The sequence below is a fragment of the Vibrio sp. 1F279 genome (assembly GCF_041439815.1).
Classification (GTDB): Bacteria; Pseudomonadota; Gammaproteobacteria; order Enterobacterales; family Vibrionaceae; genus Vibrio; species Vibrio tasmaniensis_A.
In genome coordinates this window covers 130,742-157,462 of record NZ_JBGOOU010000005.1, presented here as the reverse complement: position 1 = coordinate 157,462, position 26,721 = coordinate 130,742, and the positions used below count along the sequence as shown (strand labels likewise).

The window sequence follows — 26,721 nt, the reverse complement described above, 5'->3', positions numbered from 1 at the left end:
AATATTTTACAAGATTACCACCTGTAACTTTCCTTATTTGGCTTGCGGATTAGCAACAAATAAATCTGACCGACATTTACACAACCATCCACCAGCAAAATCTAATATTGCATATTTAATGCATGAGAAAAATGAATCGCCCGATAAGAAAAGATATAGAGAGCAAAGTAACGAACACAGCAAATGTTTCATTTTATGTATTGCTATTAATGATATTATAATTGGGTAATTACACTACATATAAACACAAATGTTAGAATAAAATAATGTGGAATAGATTAAACAAATCAATGATGTTCTGCCAAATGATGTTCGGACTTTCGTTCTATGGCGTCATGGTGATCTTGACTCGTTTCTTCCTTGAAGATCTGAACTACAACGAAGCCGACACCATGATGGTTGTTGGTGCTTTCTCTGCAATCGGACCGCTATTTGCTATCGCAGGCGGTTTCATCGCCGACAAATTTTTAGGCGCATACCGATCATTGACCATTGCCTTTCTCGGATTCGCAAGTGGTTACGGTCTACTGGTACTCGGTGCCGCAGCGACTAATGTTCCAATGGCATTATGTGGTATTGCTTTAGCGAGTTATGCGCGTGGTTTGATGTCCCCTTCTTACCCAAGTCTTTACAAACGCACGTTCAAAACTCAAGAAGATTTCGAAAATTGCTACCCAATCAACTACTCAGTAAACAATATTGGTGCTCTATTAGGTCAATACCTGTTCCCAATGCTAGTGCTAGTTGTCGGTTTCCACGGTGGCTTCCTTCTTTCAGGTGTTCTAGCAGGTGCTGCACTTCTGATGATGCTCTTTGTTCGCAAAGGCCTTGTTGAAGCAAGTGCTGAAATCGACCAAAAACCAGTTAGCACAAAAAACTGGGCTGCGTTCCTCGGTCTTTCTGCTGCAATGATTGGCTTGGTATTTTTCATGTTCTCTAACATGGATATTGGTCAGAACATCGTTTACGCGATCGGCGCGGCAGCAATCATCTACTTTGTCTCTTTGATGATGAAATCGAAGAAATCAGACATGCTGAAAATGGGTACTATCTTAATCATCACATTTCTGACGACATGCTTCTTCGTGTACTACGGCCAAATGATGACGTCGATGACAATGGTAGCGATCAACACAATGCGTGGCGATCTACTCGGCTTCATCCCTGTAGCCCCGGAAGCTTCAATGGCAATGAACCCACTTTGGTGTATGGTTGCAGGCCCTATTATTACGGGTATCTTCTCTAAGCTAGAAAAGAAAAATATTCACTTCTCTACCGCAACCAAAGTAGGTTTCTCTTTCATTCTGACGGCGATCGCTTTCGGTATCTTAACGATGGCAGTAACGACCGTAGGTGAAGACATTCTGATTCGCCCTGAAGTGTTCTTAGCAATCCACTTCTTCCTAGCATTTGGTGAAGTTATTGTTGGTTCTATGGTTGTAGCCTTCATTCTGTCTGTTGCACCTAAGCACATCGAGAACTTCTCAGTAAGCTTATTCTCTGTAGCAATCGCAATGTCAGGCATTGTTGGTGCCGTATTTTCAACGTCTATTGCACTTGAGAAAGGCCAAGAGATCACACAAGAGATCGTTCAAACGGTTTACGGTGATTACTTCCAAATGCTGACTGTTCTAGCGGTTGTAATGGTAGGTATCGCAATGGCAGCATCGTTCATTATTCGTAAGATGCTAGACGCAGCGAAAGCCGCAGATGAGACGATCGAACTAGAGCAAGCAAACAGCTAATTCTGCTCACGTTAAATAGCTATAACACTTCAAGCCCTTTAGTTTTCTAAAGGGCTTTTTTGTCGGTATGGATGCCAGGGTAAATAAATTGGTGATTCAAGTTACGTTGCTCTGTGTAAATCAAAGTAAATGATAACTATTAGTATTGAGTGTTTTTTAGTTCAGGATTATGATGTCGGAATCAGAACCTAAGAGAGCCTTATATGAGCAAGCCTAGCCCTATCACATTAACTGTTACTCAAACCTCAACCATTACACCGAACATGCAGCGTATAACGCTTAGCGGTGAAGGATTAAGTAAGTATCCAACCGAATGTGCCGGCGGCTACATCAAGCTTTTGTTCTCGCCACTCGGCACCACTGATTTAAGCCAACTGAACGAAGGTGAGCGCCCAACCATGCGCACTTACACCATTCGTCAGTACAACCCTTCAGAGAAGTTTATTGAGGTTGATTTCGTTCGCCACATCACTACAGATTTGCAGTGTGGTTTTGCAGCAAGGTGGGCAATGAACGCGAAAGTGGGTGACACAGTTTCAGTGGCTGGCCCAGGTTTAATTCAAGGACTTAACCTAGGGTCAGACTGGTTCTTCTTAGCTGCAGACATGACATCCCTACCTGCGCTTTCTGCAAAAGTAAAATCGCTTCCAGAGCACGCAATAGGTCACGCCGTCATCCAGATCAATTCAGCAGCAGATAAACAAACGCTTGAAGCACCTAAAGGTATAAAAGTCACTTGGTTGATTGAAGATGAAACTGAAGAAACACTTTCACAAACGGTTCGCAATTTAGAATGGTTAGACGGTCAGGTTTCAATTTGGGCAGCGTGTGAGTTTGAAAGCATGCGCGAGCTGAGACAATACTTCCGCAACGAAAAAGAAGTCGCGAAAGAGAACATCTACATCAGCAGCTACTGGAAACGTGGCGTCACTGAAGACGGCCACAAAGTGTTGAAGCAACAAGATGCTCAAGCTTTAGCGGGTTAAGTCTGTTACTACATACATCTTTTTGCCAGATAAATAAAAACGCCCTTAGCGAAGTTCATCTCGTTAAGGGCGTTTTAGTTTGAATCCAATGAAGAGCAAAGCCGAAGTGTAAGATTAAATACTCTCTCCCACTTCAATCTCGTAACCGAGATCCAGCTTCGCCACCCATTCTTTGTTGCCTTGTAGACGCGCTACAACTTGCTGTGCAGCGACTTTACCGATCTGCTCCCTAGGTGTTACGACAGTCGCTAAACGCGGCGTCATCGCCACTGTGATGTCGTGTCCGTGGAAACCCGCAATCGCCATCTTCTCGGGTACTTGAATACCACGTCGTACGCATTCGTAAAAAGCACCAATGGCCAAATCATCGTTAGTACAGAAAATACCATTCACTTCAGGGTGCTTATCAAGCAACTCACCAATCAGTTTTGCGCCTAAAGTAAACGAGGACGCGTCTTCCGTTTGCAGCGTTACTGGCGTTTTGTCGGCCTCTTGCATCGCATGCTCATATCCCGCCATTTTCAAGCGAGTACGTTCATCCATTCGAGCAGCCAAATAAGCGATATTGGTACGCCCTCGATCGATCATGGTTTTAGTCATCGCTCTAGCCGCTTCAAAGTTATCAAAGCCCACTGCTTGTTCAATACGGGGAGACACCGAATCCATAATTTCAATCACAGGGATAGAAACAGTCTGCAGCATTTTACGCGCTCTATCAGTGTGCACATTTTCTGACAGGATAATCGCGTCAACGTTGTAAGAAAGCAGCGAAGCGATGCTTTGCTCTTCCAGTTCTGCGCTATAGCCATAGTGGGCAATCATGGTTTGGTAGCCCGCAGGCGCGGTAACTTGTTCAATGCCACGGATAACTTCGGCGAAAACTTGGTTAGTTAACGAGGGAACAAGAACACCGATAGCATTGCTTTTTGCGTTAGAAAGAATGTCTGGCGCACGATTAGGGATGTAACCTAACTCGTCTACTGCAGCGCTGATCTTATCTCGCAGTGCTTCTGATACCTGTGAAGAGTCTCTTAGACAGCGACTGACGGTCATTTTGGTTACACCAACTAGGTTGGCAACATCTTGTAATGTGGGACGTTTTTTCTTACTTAGCATACTGACAGCATCATGGTTACGATTAATGTTACTGGTAACATAGTAACGAATTTCGACTACTTTAGAAGAACTAAACACCTAAAACTTGATATCAGATCATAAACACACACGTCGCTTTACCACTAATAAAACTAACAATACTTCTTTTCGAAGACGATGTTCAATAAGTTCTCAACTTACACTTGATGTGTATATTACGTATTAAAAACCCCAACCTTGGATGATCAAGATTGGGGTTTCGTTTAACCCATTGCAATTGCGTACATAGCCAACCCCTATTAAGAGGCAGTAGCCTGTCTCTATTGGTTATCTAGCAACCGATGTCCATCAAGAATGCAAGATCGCAGTCCGCTGCGAACGTTTCAGCAAGTTGACCATGCTTAAAGAGCTTCATTGGCTTGCCTGTCGCGGTGTGGTACGTTAATTTTCCTTCACACACTTGCAGCATCGTCCCTTCAGGGATACCAACAACGACTTCACTTGGGTTCATGCACAAGAACTCTTCAATACGTTCATCACGTGTTTCGCCCATATGCCCAGAAATGGATGCTTCTATATAGTGAGGGTTAATCTGAAATGGCACAAAATTAAGCGCAGGCAAGATAGCAGCACTGACAATTGGCATATCATTAGTAGTACGGATCGTTGGGGTTGCGACATTTGTTCCCGCACTCCAACCAATAAACAGCTTACCTTTGTTGATCACAGCATCACGCATCGGTGTTACCAAGCCTAGGTCGTGAAGCATACGGTTAAGTACCCACGTATTACCGCCACTAATGATGATACCATCAACCTCTTTCAAGGCTTGCACTGGGTCTTCGGCTTCATGAATACTCACCACTTCGCAATCATATTCATCGAACACTTGCTGCAATTGCTGCGTGCGATCTGAGTATTGCCCTCGAATCATTGCGAATGGAATAAACAACATTTTTTTAGGCTGAGTCTTTTCCATCATTGGACGAATCCACTCTTTACCATACTCTAAAAGTGATGTGTCACCTGGTAACTTACCGTTACTAAATAGCATTACATTCATTACAACCTCACTACAATTTGCAAATTTACTATATATTATTTTGATATTCTCTTGAACTACAGCGCTTGCTGCTTTCAAAGACTCTACGGGTAAGTATTCATAAATTGAGGGGAAGTAATGTGCGCCAGTAAACAAGTTCGGAAAAGGAATGACCTTTTGAAATAAAACAGTCCCGTCATAACCATAACGCGAAAGAATTGAACGCATTTCTATTCCAGCATTATTGTAATAATCGAAATCATTAAACATCTTTTCAATTTGGGGAAAATTTTTCTATAACAACCATGAAGTAATCAAGGGAATCTATTATCCCCACAACCAAAGGTGCGCAACCTATGATAGTCATGTTGAGATGATGGTCATACGTTATGGTGACGTCAGTAGTTAATAGATTTGTTCAACATTGTTCGACATGTTTGTTTTGGTTTAAAACGAATAAAAATAACGCTCTCTTATTTGAGGGCGTTATTGATTGTTTAAGCGTTTACTTTTACTTCAGTTCTCGGAGACTGACTCCAAGTGACATGGAATTTTTCGGCTTCCTCTCTATCGACTCGCGAATAGGTATGAGAACCAAAATAGTCACGTTGCGCTTGCAATAAATTAGCTGGTAACACTTCACAGCGCAAAGAATCAAAGTAGCTTAATGCTGAACTGATCCCCGGCATCGGCACACCATACAAAGCTGAGTTAGCAACGGCGATACGCCAAGCAAGCTCACGCTCTTCCACTTGTTTGATGAAAACCTCATCAAACAACAGGTTCGCCAGCTCACCATTTTGTTGATAAGCCGATGTAATACCTTGTAAGAATGCTGCACGAATAATACAACCCGCTCGCCAAATCTTAGCAATTTGAGTGAAATCGAGATTCCATCCCTCTTTGTCTGACGCTGTTTTCAGTAAATCAAAACCTTGCGCGTAAACAGACAACTTGGCGCAATATAGAGCATCGTGAAGCTCAGAAATAACCTCGGCTTTATCCAGCTGACTGGCATCAGCAATATTGCCTTTTAGAAGCTGACTACCTTGAATACGTTGTGATTTTTGACCGCTCATCGCACGTGCATAAACCGCCTGTGCAATGGTTGGAGTTGGGCACCCTTCCTGAAGGCTGTTAACTGCTGTCCATAAGCCTGTGCCTTTCTGGCCAGCCTTATCAAGCACAACATCAACAAATGGCTTACCCGTTGCCAAATCTTCTTGTTGAAGAATGTCGGCACTGATTTCCATTAGGTAACTATTAAGTACACCAGTATTCCATTGCTCAAAGACTTGCCCAATCTCTTGAGCTGGTATGTCAAGCACATCACGCATGAAATGGTACACTTCGCAAATAAGCTGCATGTCGGCATATTCAATACCATTGTGTACCATTTTCACATAGTGCCCTGTACCAGAAGGACCAACATACGCAGCGCATGCTTCACCCGCTTCAAACTGACCAACAGGTAGTCCATTAGCATCCACTTTTGCAGCAATCGCTTCCCACATCGGTTTCACATATTGCCAAGCTGATTGGTCGCCACTCGCCATCAGCGCAGGGCCAACACGAGCGCCTTCTTCACCACCAGAAACGGCGGTGCTAAAGAAGCGCAGTTTGCCTTTGTAGCTCACTTCACGCGCCTCGGTATCTGTCCAAAGGCTGTTGCCTGTATCGATAACAATGTCGTCATTTTCTAAGCCAGCATCAAGCAAGCTATTGACGACGATATCGACAGGTTTTCCAGCAGGAACCGACAAAGCGATTACACGCGGCTTCGCTAGCCCTTGCAGCACATGCTCAAGGCTAGCCCCTTGTGTGAACTGACCTTTACCAGTAAACGATTCATTAAGCAGCTTCGCTTCTGAACTGGCACGTTCAACGTTGTCTGTATTCAAATCAAAGCCAGCAACGTTAAAACCGTTATCAAGTAGGTTGAGTGCGAGGCTTTTGCCCATCACTCCTAAACCAATCATCGCAATATCGTTTTTTAACTGAGTCATGGTTTAGCCTATCTGCTTAATTTGTTTGAGTGCACTTTCTACTACCTGTTCGACATCTTGTGAGATATCAACAAACAACGCATCGGCTTCATTCGGTTCAACCAAGGTTGCGAACTGGCTTTTTAACATTTCTTGACCATTGAAGTAATGGTTCTCGCGCGCTTTGTGGCGGTTCCAAATGGTGTCGAAGCTACCCTGTAGGTACACGATAACTAAACCTTCATTATTCTTTCGTAGAATGTCGCGATATTGAGGTTTCAATGCAGAGCATGCAATCACAGCACTTGGCTGTTCGATATATTGCTTATTCAGTGTTTCTAGCCATCCTTGACGATCTTCGTCAGTCAGCGGAATACCTTGACGCATTTTTTCTACGTTGCTTTGCGGATGGAAGTCATCGCCATCAAAGAATTGAAGATCTAAAGCCTGTGCGATACGGCTACCAATCAGGCTTTTCCCGCATCCAGATACGCCCATCACGAGTATTTTTTTGCTTTTCATAAGGCAAGCCTTCCCTAAGCCCCAACCAAAACAGGGGCTGACAATCGAATCTAATAGTTAAACTTGTGTTGCTGTTGATAGGTTCCTGAACGTTAAACTCGCTCTGGGACCTTCGCTGTTATTGCCACCAAAGCGCGAGCTGTGGGAAGATAATAACCAGTGCCAGCACCAATACTTGAAGTGCAATGAACGGCAGTAGTGAAGAGAAAATCTCACCTAAGCTGATGTCTTTTGGTGCGACCGATTTCAGGTAGAAAGCCGCTGGACCAAATGGTGGTGACAAGAACGACACCTGCATGTTTAGACAGAACACAACGCCGAACCAAACTGGGTCGAACCCAAGGCCAGTAATGATTGGAACGAAGATTGGCATTGTTAGAAGTGCCACACCTACCCAGTCAAGGAACATGCCTAAAACCAGCAAGATAGCCATCATGATTAGCAGTGTTACTGTTGCGTTACCGCCACTGAGCGCAAGGATGGTTTCTTCAACAAAATCAATACCGCCCATCAGGTTGTAAATACCAACCAATGCACTAGCACCGATACCAATCCACATGATCATGCCGCAGGTACGCATGGTTGCGATGGCACTCTCTTTCAGCATGTTGAAATTCAACTCACCACGGATAAGCGCACTGATCATAATACCAACCACACCCAAAGCAGACGCTTCTGTTACTGAAGCGATACCCGTGTAGATACTACCTAGAACTGTTGCTACAGAAAGCAGTGGGAAGAACAGAGCCTTGAAGTAGCTTGGCTGATTTGCGATGTCTTCTTCTGTCTCATCATCACTCGGAAGAGGAGCCAGAGAAGGATTCAGCTTACAGCGAATCAATACGTAGCCGATGTAACAGCCCGCAAGAATAAACGCTGGCAAGAAAGACGCTTTGAACAGGTCTCCAATCGATACGCTGGCTGTCATACCGTAGATGATCAGTACGATACTTGGCGGAAGCATAGTACCAAGTGCGCCACCTGCACAGGTTGTACCGATAGCCAGCTTACGGTCATAACCTAAACGAAGCATTTGTGGCAGTGCAAGAATACCCAGTAGTACCGTTTCACCACCGATAACGCCTGACATCGAAGCCAATAGAACCGCGACTAATAAGGTTTGGACTGCCACACCACCACGAACTTTACGGCCGACAGATTTCATTGCATCAAACAAATCGCGAGCAATGCCCGAACGGTCTAATAAAGCCGCCATCAATACAAACATCGGTACTGCTAAGAACACATAACCAGAAGCAAAACTGTAGGTACGGCTTGCGATCAACGGTAAGGCATCAGGGCCAAACCAGCATAGAGTGAAGAAAATCGCGACAAAGCCTGTTACGAACGCTAGCTGCATACCGGTCAGTAGCAAGCCAATCATCATAACCAGCATGAGCAAGCTGCCCCATGCGATACCAATAGAAGATAAATCAAACATCGTCATTCTTCCTTAGACCCATCAACTCTTGGATTAGGTGCAATACAAACTGGACAACAAGAACACACAAAACGACAAAAATCAGGCCTTTCAGCAGCGCAGGATAAGGCGCGTTTAACACTGACCCTGATGTTTCAAGACGGAATTCACCCCAAGGTGCAAACCATGCTTCCTCTGCGGTGAAGTAAGCCGCATAAGCCAGCATGCCAGCAAAGGCCAAACCCACAATGTGGTGAACAAGATTAAGATATTTGCGTGCTTGGTTAGACACTGAATCGTAGATAAGAACCACACGTACATGCTTATTCGCAGCAAACGCGTAGATGCCACCAATAATGAATAAAGAACCACCGATGAAAGAAGCTGTTTCATGTACCCATGTGGTCGGGGCATCGAATGCGTAACGCATCACAACTTCATAAAATGAAATCAATACAGTAAAGATAAAAAACCAGCTCACGAGATTACTGAACTTTATAACAAAACGATCAAGCGCATTTCTTGGTTGCTCGTCGTTTTCAGCTGGGGCATGGGGAGTTTTGTCTGTCATGGGCCAAATTTCCTGGGAGAATACGGGAGAGCAATGCCCTCCCCCGTCAGTAAACTAAGTTTAAATTACAGTAAGCCGTTTTCTTCTAGGAACACAGTCACTGAGGTGTAAACTTTCCCTGCGTTATCAGAACGCTCTGCAAATACTTTCCATTGGCCTTTCGCGATTTCACGGAACTTCTTACGCTCTTCTTGAGACCAATCATGGATAGTGATTTCTGGGTTCGCTTGAGCTTCTTTCAGTGCCGCTTGGTCAGCCATTTTCAGCTGAGTCGTCATGTCGTAAGAGAAGTCACGCACTGATGTTTGCAGCATTGTTTGTAGATCAGCTGGCATCTTGTCCCATTTCTCCTGAGAAATAGAGATATCGATAAGCGGTAGTGAATGGAAACCCGGTTGAACTGGGTGTGTTGCAATGTCGTTCATGCCCGCTTTTTGGTTGGTAGAGAATACCGTGTAGTCCGCTGCATCAATTACGCCTTTGCTTAGGCCAGTAAATACTTCAGAACCTGGCAGGTTTACTGGAGTCGCACCCGCGGCTGCAAATACTTGTTGTACTAGGCCTTCAGGCGCACGCAGTTTAAGACCTTTAAGATCCGCTACACCGTCGATTGGCTTTTTAGAAATGAATGATTCAACGCCGGTTGTTGAAGCACCAACGAACTGAACACCGTAAGGCTTGTACAGTTCAGTCATTAGCTCATTACCACCACCGTAGTTCATGTACTGAAGCAGTTGTGTAGTGTCTGACCATGCGCCAACCATGTTACCGATAAGACCAAATGCTGGATCTTTACCAGAGAAGTAACCTGTTGCTGTGATGTGACCATCTAGGATGCCCATTTTGATCGCGCCTAGCGTTTCTGTGTGCTTAACCACAGCGCCTACAGGCAGAAGATCGATATCAATACGTCCGTTAGACATCGTCTCTACGCGCTCAGCCCACTTCTGCTGAACCTTGAAGTTCAAGTCACCAGAAGGGTCTGAAGATTGAATTTTAAGTTTAAAGTCTGCAGCCATTGCTGAAGTAGCAAATAGACCAGTGAGGGAGGCAGCAATCAGCGTTTTAGTCAGAGCTTTCATTTGGGTATCCTTATGAGTTTCACAGAGTCCGGTTTGTAATTATATGTTACCGGTAACGTTGAGGTGGATGTTACCGGTAACTTTACAGCCTTGTCTATGAGAAGGATCACATCTTTAACATTAGTAAAACGTTTGCTATCAATAAGAAAAATGCGACTGAAAAGTCACATTATAGGTTGGAGGTAGGATTTAATTTCTTTTTAAGTCAGTGAGATAACTAAACCTGCAATGATAAAAACGACGCCTACACCGCGAGTGGCGTGCCACTTTTCCTTTAAAAAGTAGATCCCCATCACTACGCCGAAGATGATGCTTACTTGCCTTAGAGCGACAACCAAGCTGACATTTTCAGTCATGGTCATCGCAAACAGCACCAAGCCATAGGTCGAAGCCATCATGATGCCAGCAAGTGTTGCTCTTTTACGCAATAACCAAGCATTATGAAATTCGGTTTTTTGATTCGACACGAGCAACCACAGGCTCAGTGGAATCACAATCGCCCAAAACTGAATGCCCAAATAGAAGATCGCGGTGTGCTTGTTAGTTATAACTGGTGTGCTCAAAGGATCGAGTAACAGAAGCGCTTCTTTATCAATGATGGAATAGCCCGTGGTACCAATCGCCGCGATTAACGCCCACAGTACGCCAAGGTTGAGATACGCTTTTAACCTAAGATCTGAAAACTTCTTAAGTGGTACAAACAAACAACCCAAAGCAATCAAGGTGAAGCCAAACCATTGATTAGGTGACAGCTCATAGCCTATCAACACAGTGCCTAAACCCACCATCAACACGGGCAGTGCTCTTGCCATTGGGTAAATCACGCCGATATCAGCCTGTTTATAGGCTGCGCCCAAGCCGATCAAATAGATGATTTGGCAAATCCCGCTCAAGAAAACCAGTTGCCAAAACGGAAGTAAGATATTTGACAGTCCAACGCTGTGAACATACCAGATCAAGTAAGGCGTCAATATCGCGGCAGCGGCAAAGCCAGAGGCTAAGAAGAAAGACGAGCCCGAGCCTTGATTAGATTTACCTAGAACGTTCCAACCCGCATGAAGCAAAGCCGAAATGATCACGATTACAATCGCAGAGAATTCCATTTCATTCCTAAATTCTTGATGAATTAGCACAACGGCTGACAACAGGTGATAAAAAAGGCCTCCGAATAAGAGACCTTTGAGCGTTTCAATTGGGCAATCCTGCATAATTGCAGATATGCCAACGTTATAACGTATGACTAGCGCTCTAGCTGTGCGATCGACTCGATGCTGATCGCGTCATGACGCCAATATTCAATATCGCAATCAATCAAATCACCGTCTTGATTGTAATTAACACGCTCAACCACCATAGCCGGAGAACCCGAAGTCGCGCGCAGTGCTTGCGCTGTTTCGCCCAGCAATGATGTTGTGCTCACACGATAACGTATCTTCTGATACACCACGCCAAAGTGCTCTCGGTATATGTCCGTCAACGACTTAGACAAGTCGTAGTCAAGCAAGTTAGGGAACAGTTCAGGTCGAATGTAGTTGGTCACATACACAACTGGCCTATCTTCAAGGTAACGAACTCTGTCTACTCGATAAACATCCGAAAAAGGTTGTAGCTCAAGAAGCCTAGTTGCTTCCTTGGTTGCTAACATGCCTTTAGCTGCCACTAATTCTGTTTTCGGCTTACGGTTCTGCGACAGAGCCATATTGGTGAAGTTCAGTGTTTGTGTTGGATCGTAACGCAGTGGCGCAGGAGAGATAAACCAACCACGTCGGTCTTCTCGATAAATTCGGCCTTCCGCTTCAAGTGAAGACAAGGCTTCACGTAACGTAACTCGTGTTGTATCAAACGATTCAGCCAGTTTGCGCTCCGCAGGCAGCTTCTGTCGTGGTGTTAACATCCCCGACTCTATCTGCTCTACGATGACATCTTTGATTTTTACGTACTGCACTTCATTTCCTTTTATTCTTGTTCTTGTCGTCAGCCACTCCTTGGCCAACTGCAATATAAAATAGTTCGTTAGCGTTTACGCCAAGCCTGGGTGCGCTTCTCGAATAACTTGTTGATTAACATATGAATCAACTTCGCGCTCGCTGCCGATATCATGATCATCACCGCCATGGCAGCTGCTGCACCCGTTTGTCCCGCATCATCCATATTCAGTACTGAAACTGACGCAGGTATCGTATCGGTAGAATACAAGAATACTACCGCAGATGTCGTGGTAAGTGCATTAATAAACAGGTATGTCGCAATATCTAAAATCGCAGGCAGACATACGGGTACCGTCACCTTAAAGAACAGCTTGTATTGCGGTAAGTTTACCGAAGCCGCTGTTGCTTCAATTTCAGAAGGCAGCTGTTTTAATGCGGTTAATGCCGTCATGTGCCCTACCGTGTAGTAGTGAACCACGGTATTAATCACCAAGAACGCCATCGTGCCATACAAGAAGTTGAGTGGATTACTCAAATCATTGAAGTAAAAGATATACCCCAAGCCCAGCACCATACCCGGAACGGCCATCGGAACAACACTGAGCATTTGCATCGCTTGACGAACAGGACCGAAGGCGCGGCCTTTCTCAATGCAGTATGCGCCTAGGAAAATCAGAACAGTACCAATTATCGCAGTCCAAGCACCAAGCGTTAACGAGTTGAAGAATGGCGCCCAACCATAAGTACTCATTTCTGCGAAGTTATAGTTGTTTAGCGTTAGCGCTTTGTTCCAAGGCCAGAAGGTAACCATCGAACCGTATATCGCCATGCCCAACACGATAACCACAGCAGCAGAGATGATGGTGCAATAAAGGAAACATAAGCCATCACGCAGAGAGCTAGGTTCAGGTTGGTACGCGACAGAACGAGTATCAAACAAGCTCTTCTGTTTCTTTTGAACCCAGCGGTCAACGGTAAACGCAAGCAACGCAGGCAATAGCAGTAAGATACTGGTTACCGCACCCATAGAGAAGTTCTGTTGACCAACCACCTGCTTAAAGATGTCAGTCGATAACACGTTGTAGCTACCACCAATCACCTTCGGAACACCAAAGTCACAAACCACCAACGTAAACACAACGATCAGGGTGCTGATCAAGCCGTATTTTGCCGCAGGTAACGTCACCATGAAAAAGGTTTTTAACGATGAAGTATTGAGTGCACGTGCTGCCTCATAAAGGCGAGCGTCAGAGGTTCTTAATGAGGTGGTCAGAATCATCAAGGCGTGTGGAAACGTCCAGAATATCAAGCCCAGTGAGATACCAATCAAGCCATAAACCGAGTTGCCACCCAAGACTTCTTTAGCGATACCTTGGTTACCAAATAAGAAGATAAGACTGATTGCAGGAAGCAGTGACGGAGCAAGAATAGGCGCAGAACCCAGTACTTGAAAAAGTCCTTTAAAAGGCATGCATGAACGAGTTAGCGCATAGGCATAACCAAACGCCAAGACGCCCACGACAACGGTCACTAGCAATCCAAGCGTGAAGGTATTGCCTACCGACTGCCATAAGCTTTGAGACGTAAAATACGTAGCGAAATTCTGTAATCCTACAAATTCACCGTCTGCGTTCTGAACGCTTTTTTTCAACATTGCCCACAGTGGCATCAGAATAAACAGCGTCATGACCACAGACAAAAAGGCCAACAGCCCAAATAGGATTACGTTGTCTTTACTTAATCGAGCCAGAAAAGGTTGTACTCGTCGTTGAATTAGCAGCTTAGATTGCATCATTTGAGTCGATTCCATGATTATTTACGCCGCCTCGTCTTTCATCACTTGCAGGCTTTTCAATGGGTAAGCTCTAAGGCCATCTTGATCAAACGCCACGTAACGAATATCACTGCGACGCAGCTTCAATCGGTTGAACTCTTTGACTGATACATCAACGATGATCTCTTTCGCCGTTGAGTCATGTTGCAATTGACACTCAACACGATAAAACGCCCCGAGGAACTCGCTTGATACGATTCTCACGGGTAATGACTCACTAAAACGATCCACAAACTGAATTTGCTCTGGACGAACGGCAATATCGAAAACATCACCAAGTTTTGGAGTGAGGTTCTCTAAACCCGGCAACGGTAACATTGACTCAGCAATACGTATCTTGCCTTGCGCTGCGACAGAAGCTTGAATGAAGTTCATGCTGCCAACAAACTCAGCCACAAAACGACTGACGGGTTTTTGGTAGATCTCTTGTGGGGCACCTACTTGCTCAATGACACCATGGTTCATCACCACAATTCGGTCTGCCATCGTTAAGGCTTCATCTTGGTCGTGCGTCACCATGATAGTGGTGATACCCAACTTGCGTTGCAGTTGGCAGATCTCGTCACGCAGATGTGTTCTTACCTTCGCATCCAACGCAGACAGCGGTTCATCGAGGAGTAGCAAACCTGGAGACAACGCTAATGCGCGAGCCAGAGCAACACGCTGCTGTTGTCCACCAGACAGCTGATTTGGGTATTTTTGGCCAGAAGTTGGTAAACCAATGGTTTCTAACCAAGATTCTACCGCTTCCAGAGCTTCTTTGGTCGACACCCCTTGGTTCTTCAATCCAATTGCGATGTTCTCTTCCACAGTCAGGTTTGGAAATAGAGCATAAGATTGGAATACGATGCCAAAGTCGCGCTTTTCTGGTGGCAAGAAGGTCGTATCATTACCGTTCTGCTCAATAGAACCTGAAGTTGGTAAATCTAGACCTGCAATCGCACGTAATAAGGTGGTTTTTCCACAGCCGGACGGGCCAAGAAAACAGACGAACTCACCTTTATCTATCGATAGGGAGATGTCTTTTAACGCTGTAAATTGGCCAAATTGCTTTACAACGTTTTCAATATTCAAATAAGTTTGGTTGCTCATACTACAGCACTCTCTATATGGTATATACCAAATTTAAACTGAGAATATTGCAGTTGAGTGACAAATTTATAGAAGCTAAATGACAGTTATATTGCAGAAATAATAAGCGTTAAAGATTGCTATTTAATCGGCATTAAAAGTTAGTTCAGAAAGCCCTCAATGACTAGCCCATTAGTCACTGAGAGCCTTAGTGTGTACCTCTAATTTAAATCTTATTTATGATTCAACCTTGTCGGCTTTACCTGCCGCACCCGCGAGCTTTGCCAATTGCTTATCCAGCCACAATGGCGTGTTACCAGAATCTTCCGCGTTCTCTTTTCTTCGAACAGCATCTCTAACCATCATTGCCCCAACCCAACGGAATGGCTCTGGCGGGAAATAGCCTCGTGGACCGCTAGTTAAACCACTACGTGTCCATTCGTTATCATCTCCTAACACCATTGAAGACGAAATTTTGCCTCCCATGCGAGTTTGAGCCACACCATTACCTGAGTAACCGAGCCCATAATAGATGTTGTTTTGGCCTTTTAGATTACCGAAAAATGGCAATCCTGTGACGGATCGGTCAGAACCGCCCGACCAGTTGTAATCGAATTCATTCTGCTCCAGTTTAGGGAACAATTTCTGGAAAGATTGATTGAGAATCGGTAGGTAGTTAGTCGTTTGGTTGAACATGCTTTCAACCTGATTCGCAAACGAGAATTTATTGCCGCCTTTGCCCAACATGAGTCGTCCGTCCTGGGTATCTCGGTAGTAGTGGACAAAGATACGCGAATCCACCACCGCCGCCCCTTTCTCTGGGCCAAATTGCTTGATCTTTTCAGGAATAGGCTTGGTCACCACCATATCTGAAGAAACAACCACTATGCTGCGTTTGAACTCTTTAAAGTGATCGAGCATCCATGCATTGAGCGCTAAGATCACTTTATCGGAAGTTATCGTCCCACCCTCAGTTTGGACGCGAACTGGTGAGCCGTAATCAAGAGAAGTCATCTCTGTATTTTCGTAAATTTCGACACCCAGTTCGAGAGCGACTCGGCGCAAACCTCTAGCCAATAACGCAGGCTGCACACTGCCCGCGGCTTCTGAGTAGTAACCCTCAATGTGGCGATCAGATCCCGCTTTATCAGCCAAAGAATTGTCGCACTTCTTCCAGCTATTGATACCCTGCTTAACCAGCTCATTAACAACAGGCTCCATTCCACCCTTTTGAGCTTCATTGGTCGCCGTGTAGTAAGTTCCGCTGCGATATAGATGCGCGTCAATGTTGTGTTCGTTACAGAAGGCTTCGATCTCGTATATAACCTTTTCCGACTCCTTAACCAACCATTTCGCTTGTTCTTTTCCGTAGAGCTTTTTCAGCGTTGGATACTTAGTTGACCACGTCAACATGCAACCGCCGTTCGCACCAGAAGCACCGCTACCACATAGGCCTTTTTCAATCACGACAACATGTTTTTCGGGTTGCTGTTGTTTGATTAAAATCGCCGTCCATAAACCCGTATAGCCACCGCCAACAATGGCGATATCACAGTTGACGTCTTTTTGGAGCGACTTCGCCGAATCTAGCCCCTCATTGATGTTGCCAAACTCTTGCTCTAACGCTTGCTTGAACCAATATGAGTAGTGCTTTGTCATTTGTTGTACCTTACTTAAAACCTAAAGGCGTAAAACTAAAAAAGGAAGACCGAAGCCTTCCTTTACTGATTTCTAACTTCTAATGAGCTGCATATCTAATGGACTACGTGTCTAATAAACTATGTGTCTAATAAGCTCAGTAGATAATTAACTAAGGAGCTCATGAACTAAAAAGCCCGGCAGATTAAGATTTTGGCTCTGATTTAGCATCAAACTTCTCAGACCATGTTTTAAGTACATCAGCACGTTCGCTGCCCATGCGAGCGAAGTCCATTTTTGCCATGTTCTTTTCTACATTAGGGAAGTTCTCTGCTTTGCCTGTCACATCTTGGTGACCAACAACTGGGTACATTTCGATGTAAAGCTCATTTGCCGCTTTAGAAATAGACCAATCGATAACACGTTGTGCTGCATCAGAAGGCTTAACAAGGCCTACCGCTTCAGATTCCCAGCCGATGCCTTCAGGCGTAATAACTGAAAGTGGAGCGCCTTGAGTTTTCAGCTTAGCGCCACGGCTCGCCATAGAAATACCGATAGCGACTTCACCCATACCGGCTTGAACACATGGCTTAGAACCTGAGTGCGTGTAGTGAGCAATATTTTGGTCTAGCTTCTGCATGTAGTTCCAACCTTGGTCTTCACCCATGTTTTGTAACCAAGCCGAAACCTGCATGTAGCCCGTACCAGAAGATGCTGGGTTTGGCATCGCAATGTGACCTTTATAGATAGGCTTAGTTAGGTCATCCCAAGACTTAGGTGCCGGTAGGTTCAATTGCTTAGCAACTACTTCGTTGAAACAAACCGCATTGAAGAATGCGTCGTTGCCATACCAAGCTTGAGTGGACTGTGGGTCGTTAAGGTTTGCACGCAGCGCTTCTACACCTTGAGGCGTATAAGGTTTCAGAATACCCTCTTCTTTAAGCAAAGCCATAGACGAGCCCGCAAGGCCCCACACCACTTCTGCACGAGGGTTGTTTTTCTCGGCCAATAATTTTGCCGTCATGATCCCAGTTGAATCACGCACCCACTTGATGTTGATGTCTGGGTTTTCACTTTCAAATGCGTTCTTGTATTTCGCTAAAATGTCAGTTTCAAAAGCGGTGTAAACCGTCACTTCCTGTGCTGCATAAGCATTACCAGCTAGTAGAGTAACTAATGCTGCAAGTGATCCTTTCATAAAACGGTTTTTCATCATTTTCTCCAGTCAGGCCCGATGCCAAGGTTAGGAATTGCAAAGGTTAAAGTTGTTAAGGCTAGAAGCTCCATCTAGAGGCTTCTATATCCATAAATTCATTTAGGTTGTTAGTACACGCCTTTACATTGGTATGTACCAGATGGCGAGTATTAACCTAATCGACTTTTATGACGGTTAAATGAACAAAAAATGGCAATTTAAAGATCGGAAAATTTCTCAACACAAGTGACAAATTTGAATGTGAAGCTTTTGTGAAAATAACGTTTGGGCTATTTACGACCGTTTAAATTGGTTGTTAAAGTAACTGCAAATATTGGTATAGTCCAGAATACAAATCACGAGAATTGAACATGAGAAACGAATACCTACTACTGACACCGGGTCCTCTATCTACTTCTGAAACCGTTCGCCAAGCGATGCTAAAAGATTGGTGTACTTGGGATGATGAATACAACAAAGACGTTGTTGAAGTGATTCGTAGCAAGCTAGTGACTTTGGCGACTAAGCAAACGGGTTATACAAGCGTACTAATGCAAGGTAGCGGCACCGCTTCAGTTGAAGCAACAATCGGTAGCGTTATCTCTAAAAGCGGCAAGCTTCTTGTTGTTGACAACGGTGCGTATGGTGCTCGTATTGCTCAAATCTCAGAATATTTAAACATTCCATGCCATGTCGTTTCCCCAGGTGAAACATCACAGCCTGACTTGAACGAAATGGAAACGGCATTGGCTATGGATTCAGACATTACTCACGTTGCGATTGTGCACTGTGAGACCACTACGGGTATGTTGAATCCAATCGAAGACATCGCCAAATTGGCAAAACAGCACAACAAAACCGTCATTCTAGATGCGATGTCGAGTTTTGGTGGCATCCCTATGGATATTGCTGACTTAGGTATCGATTACATGATCAGCTCGGCAAACAAATGCATTCAAGGTGTACCTGGATTCGGCTTTGTTATTGCGAAGCAATCGGAACTGGAAAAATGCAAAGGCCAAGCTCGTTCATTAAGCCTTGACCTGTTTGACCAATGGCACTGCATGGAAAGCAACAATGGTAAATGGCGCTTCACCTCTCCAACTCATACAGTGCGTGCTTTCTACCAAGCTCTACTTGAATTGGAGCAAGAAGGTGGCATCGAAGCTCGTCATAATCGCTACCAAACCAACCAAACCACATTGGTTGCAGGTATGCGCTCTCTTGGCTTTGAGCCACTGCTTAATGATGATCTTCATTCACCTATCATTACTTCTTTCTATTCTCCAACTCATAGCGATTACCAATTCAAGGAATTCTATGACCGTTTGAAAGAACAAGGTTTTGTGATTTACCCGGGCAAGGTTTCAAACGCAGACTGCTTCCGAATCGGTAACATCGGTGAAGTGTATCCGTCAGACATTGAAGCTCTCATTGGCGCAGTGAAAAACGCTATGTACTGGGACATCAAATAATGACAACGACCAATCAAGAGCCAGTTCTAAAGGCAACGTACTTTCGAAGCGAAGGCGATGTGAACACCACACCAGCACGCGAAAAATGGAACGAATCGCTAAACGATGATGCGACTCAAGCGATGTTAAAGCGTGACTCTGACGTGTTTCTTCATCAAGCCATGTCAACGCCTTGCCTAGACACACTTGAAGCAGCCGAAGGCATCTATATTCAAGATGCGACGGGCAAAAAGTACATGGACTTTCACGGTAACAATGTTCATCAACTTGGTTATGGCCACCCACACATTATTAATAAAGTGACTCAGCAAATGGCGTCGTTGCCATTTTCACCACGTCGCTTCACCAATGAAACTGCGGTTCAGTGTGCTGAGAAACTCACACAGATCTGCGGTGGTGATTTGAATCGCGTGTTGTTTGCTCCCGGTGGCACATCAGTGATCGGCATGGCGCTCAAACTAGCTCGCCATGTCACCAACAATTTCAAAGTAGTGTCATTGTGGGATTCATTCCATGGCGCGTCACTTGATGCGATTTCAGTGGGTGGCGAAGCGTGTTTCCGCGAAGGCATGGGGCCGTTAATGGCTGGCGTAGAACGTATTCCACCAGCGGTTTCCTATCGTGGTGCTTTCCCGCTCAATGACTCTTTTTCGCTTTGCGGGCAAAACTCCGGCGATGCGAACGAGACCGCACGTGATGTTCACTACGCCGATTACCTTAAGTATGTGATTGAAAAAGAAGGTGGCATTGGTGCCTTCATTGCAGAAGCAGTTCGTAACACAGACGTGCAAGTACCAAGCAAAGCTTACTGGAAGCGCATCCGTGAGATTTGTGATAAGCATAACGTCATGTTGATCATCGACGACATTCCAAACGGTATGGGTCGCAGTGGCGAATGGTTCACTCACCAAGCTTTTGATATCGAACCTGACATTCTTTGTATCGGTAAAGGTTTTGGCGGCGGCTTAGTTCCAATCGCAGCCATGATCACTAAAGACAAATACAACACGGCAGCGCAAGTATCTCTTGGTCACTACACCCACGAAAAAAGCCCAATTGGTTGCGCGGCAGCACTCGCCACCATGGAAGTGATTGAGCAAGAAAATTTACTTGAAAAAGTGCAAGAAGACAGCGCTTTTGTACGTGAACAACTGCTTCAAATGAAAGATAAGTACCCAGTCATTGGTGACGTTCGCGGCATCGGCCTGCTCTGGGGGGTGGAATTGGTCACCGACCATATCACCAAAACCCGAGCGTTCGATGAAGCAGAAGCCGTACTTTATCAATGTCTGAACGATGGCCTGAGCTTTAAGGTGTCACAAGGTAACGTGATTCAATTGAGCCCGCCATTGATCATCAGCCGCAGTGAACTAGAAGTCGCTCTGTCTATATTCGAAAATGCGATAGCAAAAGTCTGCAAAGATTTTGAATACCTTTAATTCATTATCTAAATCAACATTTAAACCAATAAGCTAAAACAATCATTCGTCCTTCCAATAACTTGAACTGGGAGTGACACAAAAATAGGACACTATTATGAACACGACATCACCTATCCAAGCGGTTATCTTTGACTGGGCAGGCACTATCGTTGATTTTGGATCATTTGCTCCAACCAGCATTTTCGTTGAAGCATTCAGACAAGGTTTCGACTTTGATATCGACTTAGCAGAAGCGCGTGAACCTATGGGTATCGGCAAATGGGACCACATCCAAGCGGTTGGTCGAATTCCAGCTGTCGACGCTCGTTGGAATGCTCAATTCGGACGCTCGATGACCAGTGAAGACGTTGATGCGATCTACTCGGCATTCATGCCTCTTCAGAAAGCAAAAGTAGCAGACCACGCAGCACCAATTTTAAACGCGATTGAAGTCGTGAATAACTTAAAAGAAAAGAACGTAAAAATCGGCTCTTGTTCTGGTTACCCACGAGAGGTGATGGACGTACTAATTCCAGCTGCAGCAGATTACGGTTATCTTCCTGACAACGTAGTTGCAACTGACGACTTACCGCAAGGCGGTCGCCCTGCTCCATTCATGGCACTTAAAAACGTCATTGACCTAGGTGTGACGAACGTCGCTGCGTGTGTGAAAGTGGATGACGCAGCACCGGGTATCGATGAAGGCCACAACGCAGGCATGTGGACAGTAGGCCTTGTACTATCAGGCAACGAAGCAGGCTTAACCTACCAAGAATATGTGGATGCCGACGAAGCGACACTTGCAGTTGCGCGAGAAAAAGCAAGCATTAAGCTAAACAAATCAAACCCGCACTACCTGATCGATACCATCGCCGACTTACCTAGAGTGATTGCAGATATCGAAAAGCGTTTGTTAGCCGGTGAGCGCCCGTAACAGCTAAAGCTCCGCTCCCCCCTACAACTCAGACTATGTAGCCAAATAATCCGTTCACACAAAAAGATGAAACCTCGTACCGCCTTAAAATGATACGAGGTTTCATTGTTTCCAACATTTAAGACAACAATTGATCAACAAAAAAGCTATAAATAGCGCCTTGAAAACTATGAATACCAACAATCCGATTGACTATCATACGCAATCAGACTAACAATATATTAGTAGTACTTTAAAAGCTCTACCTGAATCAACGCCTTGATTTACTTACGGTCGCAGTGTCTTAGCCAGTAAGTTATCGCTTTCCAGGCCAGTTCAGATAACAATAAAAATTAATCCAAGGATAAGATTATGAAAAAACTTTCTAAAATCATGTGTGCTGTCGTCGCAGCTTCCGGCTTAGCGGCAGCTCCTTCTATTGCTGCAACCACTTATGTTGGTGCAAAAGTGGGCATGGGTTGGCTAGATAGTGCCTGTGTCGATGGCGTTAAATGCGAAGATGATTCTGTTGCGGGTGGCCTTTACGGTGGCTACAACTTTTCTGACAAGTTTGCTCTTGAACTGAGCGCAGACTACCTAGGAGACTACGATACAAGCTTTAATAGCACAGGAACTTTGAAGCAATATAGTGATTCAATCGTCGCTATCTCTCTGAGCCCTATGTATCGACTCGCTATCCAACAAAAATTTGATATCTTCTTCAAAGCCGGCCCAGCTTACATCATGCACGATGACGAAGATGACGTAGTATTGTCTCTTGGTATCGGTGCTGAAAAGCAATTCGCTGAAGACTGGGCACTGCGTGTTGAATATCAATACTTCGATGATTTCGATGATAAATTCGTGCAAGACTTAAACTCTAACCTTGTTACCGTTGGCCTTAGCTACAACTTTGGTACAGGTAACACAACGGCTTCAGCAGCAGCCGCTTCTGCAGCCGTTGTAACACAGGCTCCTGCAGAGCCAATTGCCGAACCAGAAGTCGTTGTTGTTGAAGAAGAAGTTGTGGTTACTAAAGCGAAAACTGAAAGCTTCTCTCAAGGTATGTTTGAGACAAACAGCACTGAATTATCTTCAGAAGGCAAAACTGCATTAATGCCATTAGTTGAAGTACTGCAAGCTCACCCTCAATCATCAGTTAATGTTGTTGGTCACACTGATTCAACAGGTGCGGCAGAGTACAACATGATGATCTCTAAGAAGCGTGCTGCTGCTGTAGCCGCATACATTGAAGAGCAAGGCATTGAAGCGGACCGCATTACAGCTTCAGGTGAAGGGGAAGAAAACCCTGTAGCATCAAACGCTACAGCTGAAGGTCGTGCGCAAAACCGTCGTGTTGACGCAACGATCCCAAGCTTCGAATACCAAGAAAAAGCGCAAATGGAAGAAGTTATCGTAGAAACCGCTGAATAATAGCACTCTACCTTAATTAAAATAATAAGGGCGGAGCACTTTCAAGTGCTCCGCCCTTTTCTTTATCAGGCTCTCCCCATATGCCGTCAGCTATAAGTAGAAGCCGTAAAAATCAGTCTACCGCCAAACTGTACAATCAGAGACTAGACTATTTCCCAGCTGTGGGTCACCTCTACACCAGCACCCAGCATTAAGCATACTGAACAGTACTTTTCTAATGAATCCGCACAGACCTTAGCTACAAGCTCGGGATCAAGATCATCACCAGATACTTCAAAATGAATATTAATTACAGTGAAAATTTTTGGTGCCGTTTCACGACGTGTCGTTTCAAGTTTTGCATTACAGCCTGTGATGCTTTGGCCTGCAAATTTCAAGCCATCAACCACATCAACAGAGCTACAACCGCCAGCCGCCATTAACACCATTTCCATAGGGCTTGGCGCGGTAGCACCGCCACTGCCATCCATAACGACAGAGTGACCTGATTGAGATTGACCTAGGAATTTAAAGCCTTCGACCCATTTAACTTCTGCTTGCATGTTGTTCCTTAGATGTACGGAAACCGCCATCATTATCTATTATATCAATAATGGACACCCTACTACTGGTAGCATTTATGAGCAAGATTTTCTGTTTGAGATATTTTTTTCATGAATAGTGTAATTTTTTCCATCTAAACCCTGTCTCTATTCGTACATTCAAAATCGAATGAGAAAACGTCAAGATGAGGTATCTATGAATAAATTATCTAAAATATTGGTATCACTCGTGGTTGCACTACCACTGACTTCGCTATTTGTAAGCCAGACTGGCACTGCCAATACAATGGATAAAGCGATGGATTCAGGTAAAAGTGAAATCGCGACACTGGCTGGTGGTTGTTTTTGGTGTACAGAATCCGACCTAGAAAAACTGACCGGCGTCACTGACGTTATCTCTGGTTATTCCGGTGGTGAATTAGAAAATCCAACCTACAAACAAGTTTCCTCGGGTAAGTCTGGACACATCGAAGTGATCAACGTGACTTACAATCCAGATGTAGTTAGCTATGAGCAGGTACTTGACCAATTCTTCAGACACATCGATCCAACCGATGATAAAGGCTCATTCGTAGATAGAGGTCCTCAATATCGACCTGCTATTTTCTATCATAACCAAGAGCAAAAAGACGTTGCTCAGAATTTCATGATGGAAATAGACAAAGCTCAGATCTTTGGTGAGCCACTAAAAACAGAGCTGATTAAGTTTGAAAAATTCTGGCCAGCAGAAGAATACCATCAAGATTATTACAAGAAGAGTAAGGTTCGTTATAACTACTACCGCTACGCTTCTGGTCGTGATCAGTACCTAGATAAAATCTTCGGTGATGATAGAAAAGAAAATCCGAAAACGATCCGCCAAATCATCGATGGCAAAAATGCGACAGCTAATGCTAAAATATACACCAAGCCGTCTGATGCAGAGATCAAAGCATCTCTAACTTCACTGCAATACGATGTCACACAAGACGACGCAACAGAGCGCCCATTTGACAACAAATACTGGGATAACAAGCAAGAAGGTATTTACGTTGATATCGTAACGGGTGAGCCTTTGTTCTCTTCAAAAGACAAATACAAGTCAGGTACAGGTTGGCCGAGCTTTACACAACCAATCAGCGAAGCTTATGTGGTAACAACTACTGACTACAAGCTACTTTACCCAAGAACAGAGGTTCGCAGTAAATTTGGTGACTCTCACCTAGGGCATGTATTTAAAGATGGTCCAAAGCCAACAGGTTTACGCTACTGCATGAATTCAGCCGCTATGCGCTTTATCCCAGCAGATAAATTGGCTGAGGAAGGCTACGAAGAATATGTAGAAATGTTCGAAGGCTAAGAACTCAGAAACTGACTATAAACCTCTGAACCTCTAAAAAACAAAGCCAGCATATTCGCTGGCTTTGTTTTTCTAACGCACTAACAAGAAGGGTTAACTTAGCCTGTTAACCTTACTAACCTGTTAGCACCGTATCTTCTGGGTATTTCAACAAAGAAGGTTCTGGACGAGCTAACATGTACGCCAAAGTGAGAGGACCAATACGTCCGATTACCATCACCACAATCATAATGTATTTGCCCGGCTCAGTGAGATTTGCAGTGAGTCCCGCTGTTAGACCGACGGTTGCAAAAGCAGAAATCACTTCAAACATCACGCGGTCAAACGCGGCTTGCTCAGTGAGCATTAACAAAAACATTGCGGTGGTTAACAGTGCTCCACTTACCACAATAATGGCCAATGACTTTGTTACAGCTTGCCAGGTCACAGTACGTTTAAACATCACTACATGCTTTTTCTGACGTAAGAATGTCCAAGTTGCTACAAAAGCGACCGCAAATGTCGAAACCTTAATACCACCACCAGTTGAAGTTGAACCAGCACCAATCAACATCAGTACTATCATCACCAACAATGCAGGCTGAGTGTACTGAGACAAATCCACACTATTAAAACCAGCAGTACGAGCACTCGCTGACTGGAAAAATGCCGCCAGCCACTGCCCTTGTGTCGACAAGCCCTCCATCGTCGCTGAGTTACTTCTCTCCAATAACCAAAACATCACCGTGCCCACCAACAACAGCGCTGGTGTCGCTGTTAACATAATCTTGGTATGTAAATGTAGGTGTCGAAAACCTTTACGCCAGTTACTCGATAAGTCGCCGACGACTGTAAAACCAAGTCCACCAAAAATAAACAAACCTGCTAATGTAAATATCACCAGTGGATCGTCAACAAAACTCATCATACTGTCTGAAAACAGCGCGAAGCCTGCGTTATTGAATGCAGATATAGCGTGAAAGAGTGCATAAAAGCTTCCCGTTGCCCATCCCATTTCTGGAACCCAACGGAAACAGAGCAACACAAACCCAACAAACTCCGCCACCAATGCAAAGATGATGATCTTCTTCACTAACTTACGAAGGTTAATCTTACGATCTTGTCCAAGTGCTTCTTTTGCCAATGCTTGTTGTTTAAGGCTTAATCGGACACCAAACATATAGAGCAGTACCGCAGACAGGGTCATCTGCCCTAACCCACCAACTTGCATCAAGAACATCAGTAAGATTTTTCCAGCCAAGGTGAAGTGCTGACCAGTATCGACAACACCTAAACCTGTCACACTGATCGCTGACGTGGCAGTAAACAGTGCATCCGTAAAGCTTAGCCCTGTCACCGAGAACACAGGCAGCGTCAGCAAGATTGCTGAGGGGATAAGAACACCTAAGAAGCTCGTAAGGATAATCTTAGGTTCAGAGCCTTTGCGTTGCTTCTTATCACTTTTAAGGGTGTAGAAAGTACCTTTTCGTTTTACCGAATTCAT

At 44.6% G+C, this 26,721-nt stretch carries 22 protein-coding genes; 7 read left to right on the top strand and 15 right to left on the bottom strand.

Translation table 11 applies throughout. The annotated features are described in order from the left end of the window. Positions 1-266: 266 nt before the first annotated feature. Entirely contained in the window at positions 267-1,745 is a 1,479-nt protein-coding gene (locus tag ACED60_RS06130) for a peptide MFS transporter (protein ID WP_086027533.1), read from the top strand. Between the two features lie 203 nt (positions 1,746-1,948). Beyond that, entirely contained in the window at positions 1,949-2,731 is a 783-nt protein-coding gene (locus ACED60_RS06125) for a siderophore-interacting protein (RefSeq protein WP_371727146.1), read from the top strand. Positions 2,732-2,845: 114 nt separating this feature from the next. On the opposite strand, the gene gntR is transcribed toward ACED60_RS06125, so the two are convergent. From gntR to ACED60_RS06060, 13 genes are all read right to left on the bottom strand, one after another. Next, positions 2,846-3,847: a gluconate operon transcriptional repressor GntR gene (gntR, locus tag ACED60_RS06120; RefSeq protein ID WP_029223991.1), complete on the bottom strand. Its 1,002-nt coding sequence runs from the start codon at positions 3,845-3,847 to the stop codon at positions 2,846-2,848. A gap of 310 nt (positions 3,848-4,157) precedes the next feature. Beyond that, a complete protein-coding gene (gene pepE / locus ACED60_RS06115) occupies positions 4,158-4,889 on the bottom strand; it encodes a dipeptidase PepE (RefSeq protein ID WP_371727145.1) in 732 nt (243 codons plus the stop codon). A gap of 476 nt (positions 4,890-5,365) precedes the next feature. Beyond that, positions 5,366-6,874, bottom strand: coding sequence for an NADP-dependent phosphogluconate dehydrogenase (gene gndA, locus ACED60_RS06110; protein ID WP_371727144.1), 1,509 nt, complete (start codon positions 6,872-6,874; stop codon positions 5,366-5,368). 3 nt (positions 6,875-6,877) lie between these two features. After that, on the bottom strand, positions 6,878-7,375 hold the full coding sequence (locus tag ACED60_RS06105) for a gluconokinase (protein ID WP_061023288.1): 498 nt from the start codon (positions 7,373-7,375) through the stop codon (positions 6,878-6,880). A 118-nt stretch (positions 7,376-7,493) separates the two neighbouring features. Further along, positions 7,494-8,816, bottom strand: coding sequence for a TRAP transporter large permease subunit (locus tag ACED60_RS06100; protein ID WP_065606581.1), 1,323 nt, complete (start codon positions 8,814-8,816; stop codon positions 7,494-7,496). After that, positions 8,809-9,366 carry a TRAP transporter small permease subunit gene (locus ACED60_RS06095; protein ID WP_017079674.1) on the bottom strand — a complete coding sequence of 186 codons (558 nt, stop codon included), beginning with the start codon at positions 9,364-9,366 and terminating at the stop codon, positions 8,809-8,811. The genes ACED60_RS06100 and ACED60_RS06095 overlap by 8 nt, the downstream gene beginning before the upstream one ends. Positions 9,367-9,431: 65 nt before the next feature. Beyond that, entirely contained in the window at positions 9,432-10,448 is a 1,017-nt protein-coding gene (locus tag ACED60_RS06090) for a TRAP transporter substrate-binding protein (RefSeq protein ID WP_371727143.1), read from the bottom strand. A gap of 200 nt (positions 10,449-10,648) precedes the next feature. Next, positions 10,649-11,551, bottom strand: coding sequence for a multidrug transporter (locus ACED60_RS06085; RefSeq protein WP_371727142.1), 903 nt, complete (start codon positions 11,549-11,551; stop codon positions 10,649-10,651). 137 nt (positions 11,552-11,688) lie between these two features. Then, complete coding sequence (phnR, locus tag ACED60_RS06080) at positions 11,689-12,393, bottom strand: phosphonate utilization transcriptional regulator PhnR (RefSeq protein ID WP_010428770.1); 705 nt, start codon at positions 12,391-12,393, stop codon at positions 11,689-11,691. Between the two features lie 68 nt (positions 12,394-12,461). Then, positions 12,462-14,171 (bottom strand): putative 2-aminoethylphosphonate ABC transporter permease subunit, encoded by a 1,710-nt coding sequence (locus tag ACED60_RS06075; RefSeq protein WP_371727141.1) that lies wholly within the window; start codon positions 14,169-14,171, stop codon positions 12,462-12,464. A gap of 21 nt (positions 14,172-14,192) precedes the next feature. Further along, positions 14,193-15,302, bottom strand: a complete 1,110-nt coding sequence (locus tag ACED60_RS06070) for a putative 2-aminoethylphosphonate ABC transporter ATP-binding protein (RefSeq protein WP_371727140.1) — start codon at positions 15,300-15,302, stop codon at positions 14,193-14,195. Between the two features lie 216 nt (positions 15,303-15,518). Further along, a complete protein-coding gene (locus ACED60_RS06065) occupies positions 15,519-16,940 on the bottom strand; it encodes an FAD-dependent oxidoreductase (RefSeq protein ID WP_371727139.1) in 1,422 nt (473 codons plus the stop codon). Between the two features lie 184 nt (positions 16,941-17,124). Beyond that, positions 17,125-18,135, bottom strand: a complete 1,011-nt coding sequence (locus ACED60_RS06060; RefSeq protein ID WP_017104203.1) for a putative 2-aminoethylphosphonate ABC transporter substrate-binding protein — start codon at positions 18,133-18,135, stop codon at positions 17,125-17,127. A gap of 350 nt (positions 18,136-18,485) precedes the next feature. Here ACED60_RS06060 and phnW point away from each other — a divergent pair, with 350 nt between their 5' ends. The 4 genes from phnW to ACED60_RS06040 all read left to right on the top strand — a co-directional run bounded on the left by phnW (position 18,486) and on the right by ACED60_RS06040 (position 23,357). Beyond that, positions 18,486-19,589 (top strand): 2-aminoethylphosphonate--pyruvate transaminase, encoded by a 1,104-nt coding sequence (gene phnW, locus ACED60_RS06055; RefSeq protein ID WP_371727138.1) that lies wholly within the window; start codon positions 18,486-18,488, stop codon positions 19,587-19,589. After that, the gene (locus ACED60_RS06050) at positions 19,589-21,028 is read left to right on the top strand and encodes an aspartate aminotransferase family protein (protein ID WP_371727137.1); all 1,440 of its coding nucleotides are present in this window, start codon (positions 19,589-19,591) and stop codon (positions 21,026-21,028) included. The genes phnW and ACED60_RS06050 overlap by 1 nt, the downstream gene beginning before the upstream one ends. A gap of 97 nt (positions 21,029-21,125) precedes the next feature. Then, positions 21,126-21,944 (top strand): phosphonoacetaldehyde hydrolase, encoded by an 819-nt coding sequence (gene phnX / locus ACED60_RS06045; RefSeq protein WP_009845635.1) that lies wholly within the window; start codon positions 21,126-21,128, stop codon positions 21,942-21,944. Positions 21,945-22,295: 351 nt separating this feature from the next. Beyond that, positions 22,296-23,357 carry an OmpA family protein gene (locus ACED60_RS06040; protein WP_371727136.1) on the top strand — a complete coding sequence of 354 codons (1,062 nt, stop codon included), beginning with the start codon at positions 22,296-22,298 and terminating at the stop codon, positions 23,355-23,357. Between the two features lie 143 nt (positions 23,358-23,500). Here ACED60_RS06040 and ACED60_RS06035 read toward each other — a convergent pair whose 3' ends face one another. After that, positions 23,501-23,899 carry an OsmC family protein gene (locus ACED60_RS06035; RefSeq protein ID WP_371727135.1) on the bottom strand — a complete coding sequence of 133 codons (399 nt, stop codon included), beginning with the start codon at positions 23,897-23,899 and terminating at the stop codon, positions 23,501-23,503. A gap of 196 nt (positions 23,900-24,095) precedes the next feature. Between ACED60_RS06035 and msrB the strand changes: the two genes are divergently transcribed. After that, positions 24,096-25,238, top strand: coding sequence for a peptide-methionine (R)-S-oxide reductase MsrB (gene msrB / locus ACED60_RS06030; RefSeq protein ID WP_371727134.1), 1,143 nt, complete (start codon positions 24,096-24,098; stop codon positions 25,236-25,238). A gap of 115 nt (positions 25,239-25,353) precedes the next feature. Here the strand turns inward: msrB and ACED60_RS06025 are convergent, their stop codons facing one another. After that, positions 25,354-26,721: a TrkH family potassium uptake protein gene (locus tag ACED60_RS06025; RefSeq protein WP_371727133.1), complete on the bottom strand. Its 1,368-nt coding sequence runs from the start codon at positions 26,719-26,721 to the stop codon at positions 25,354-25,356.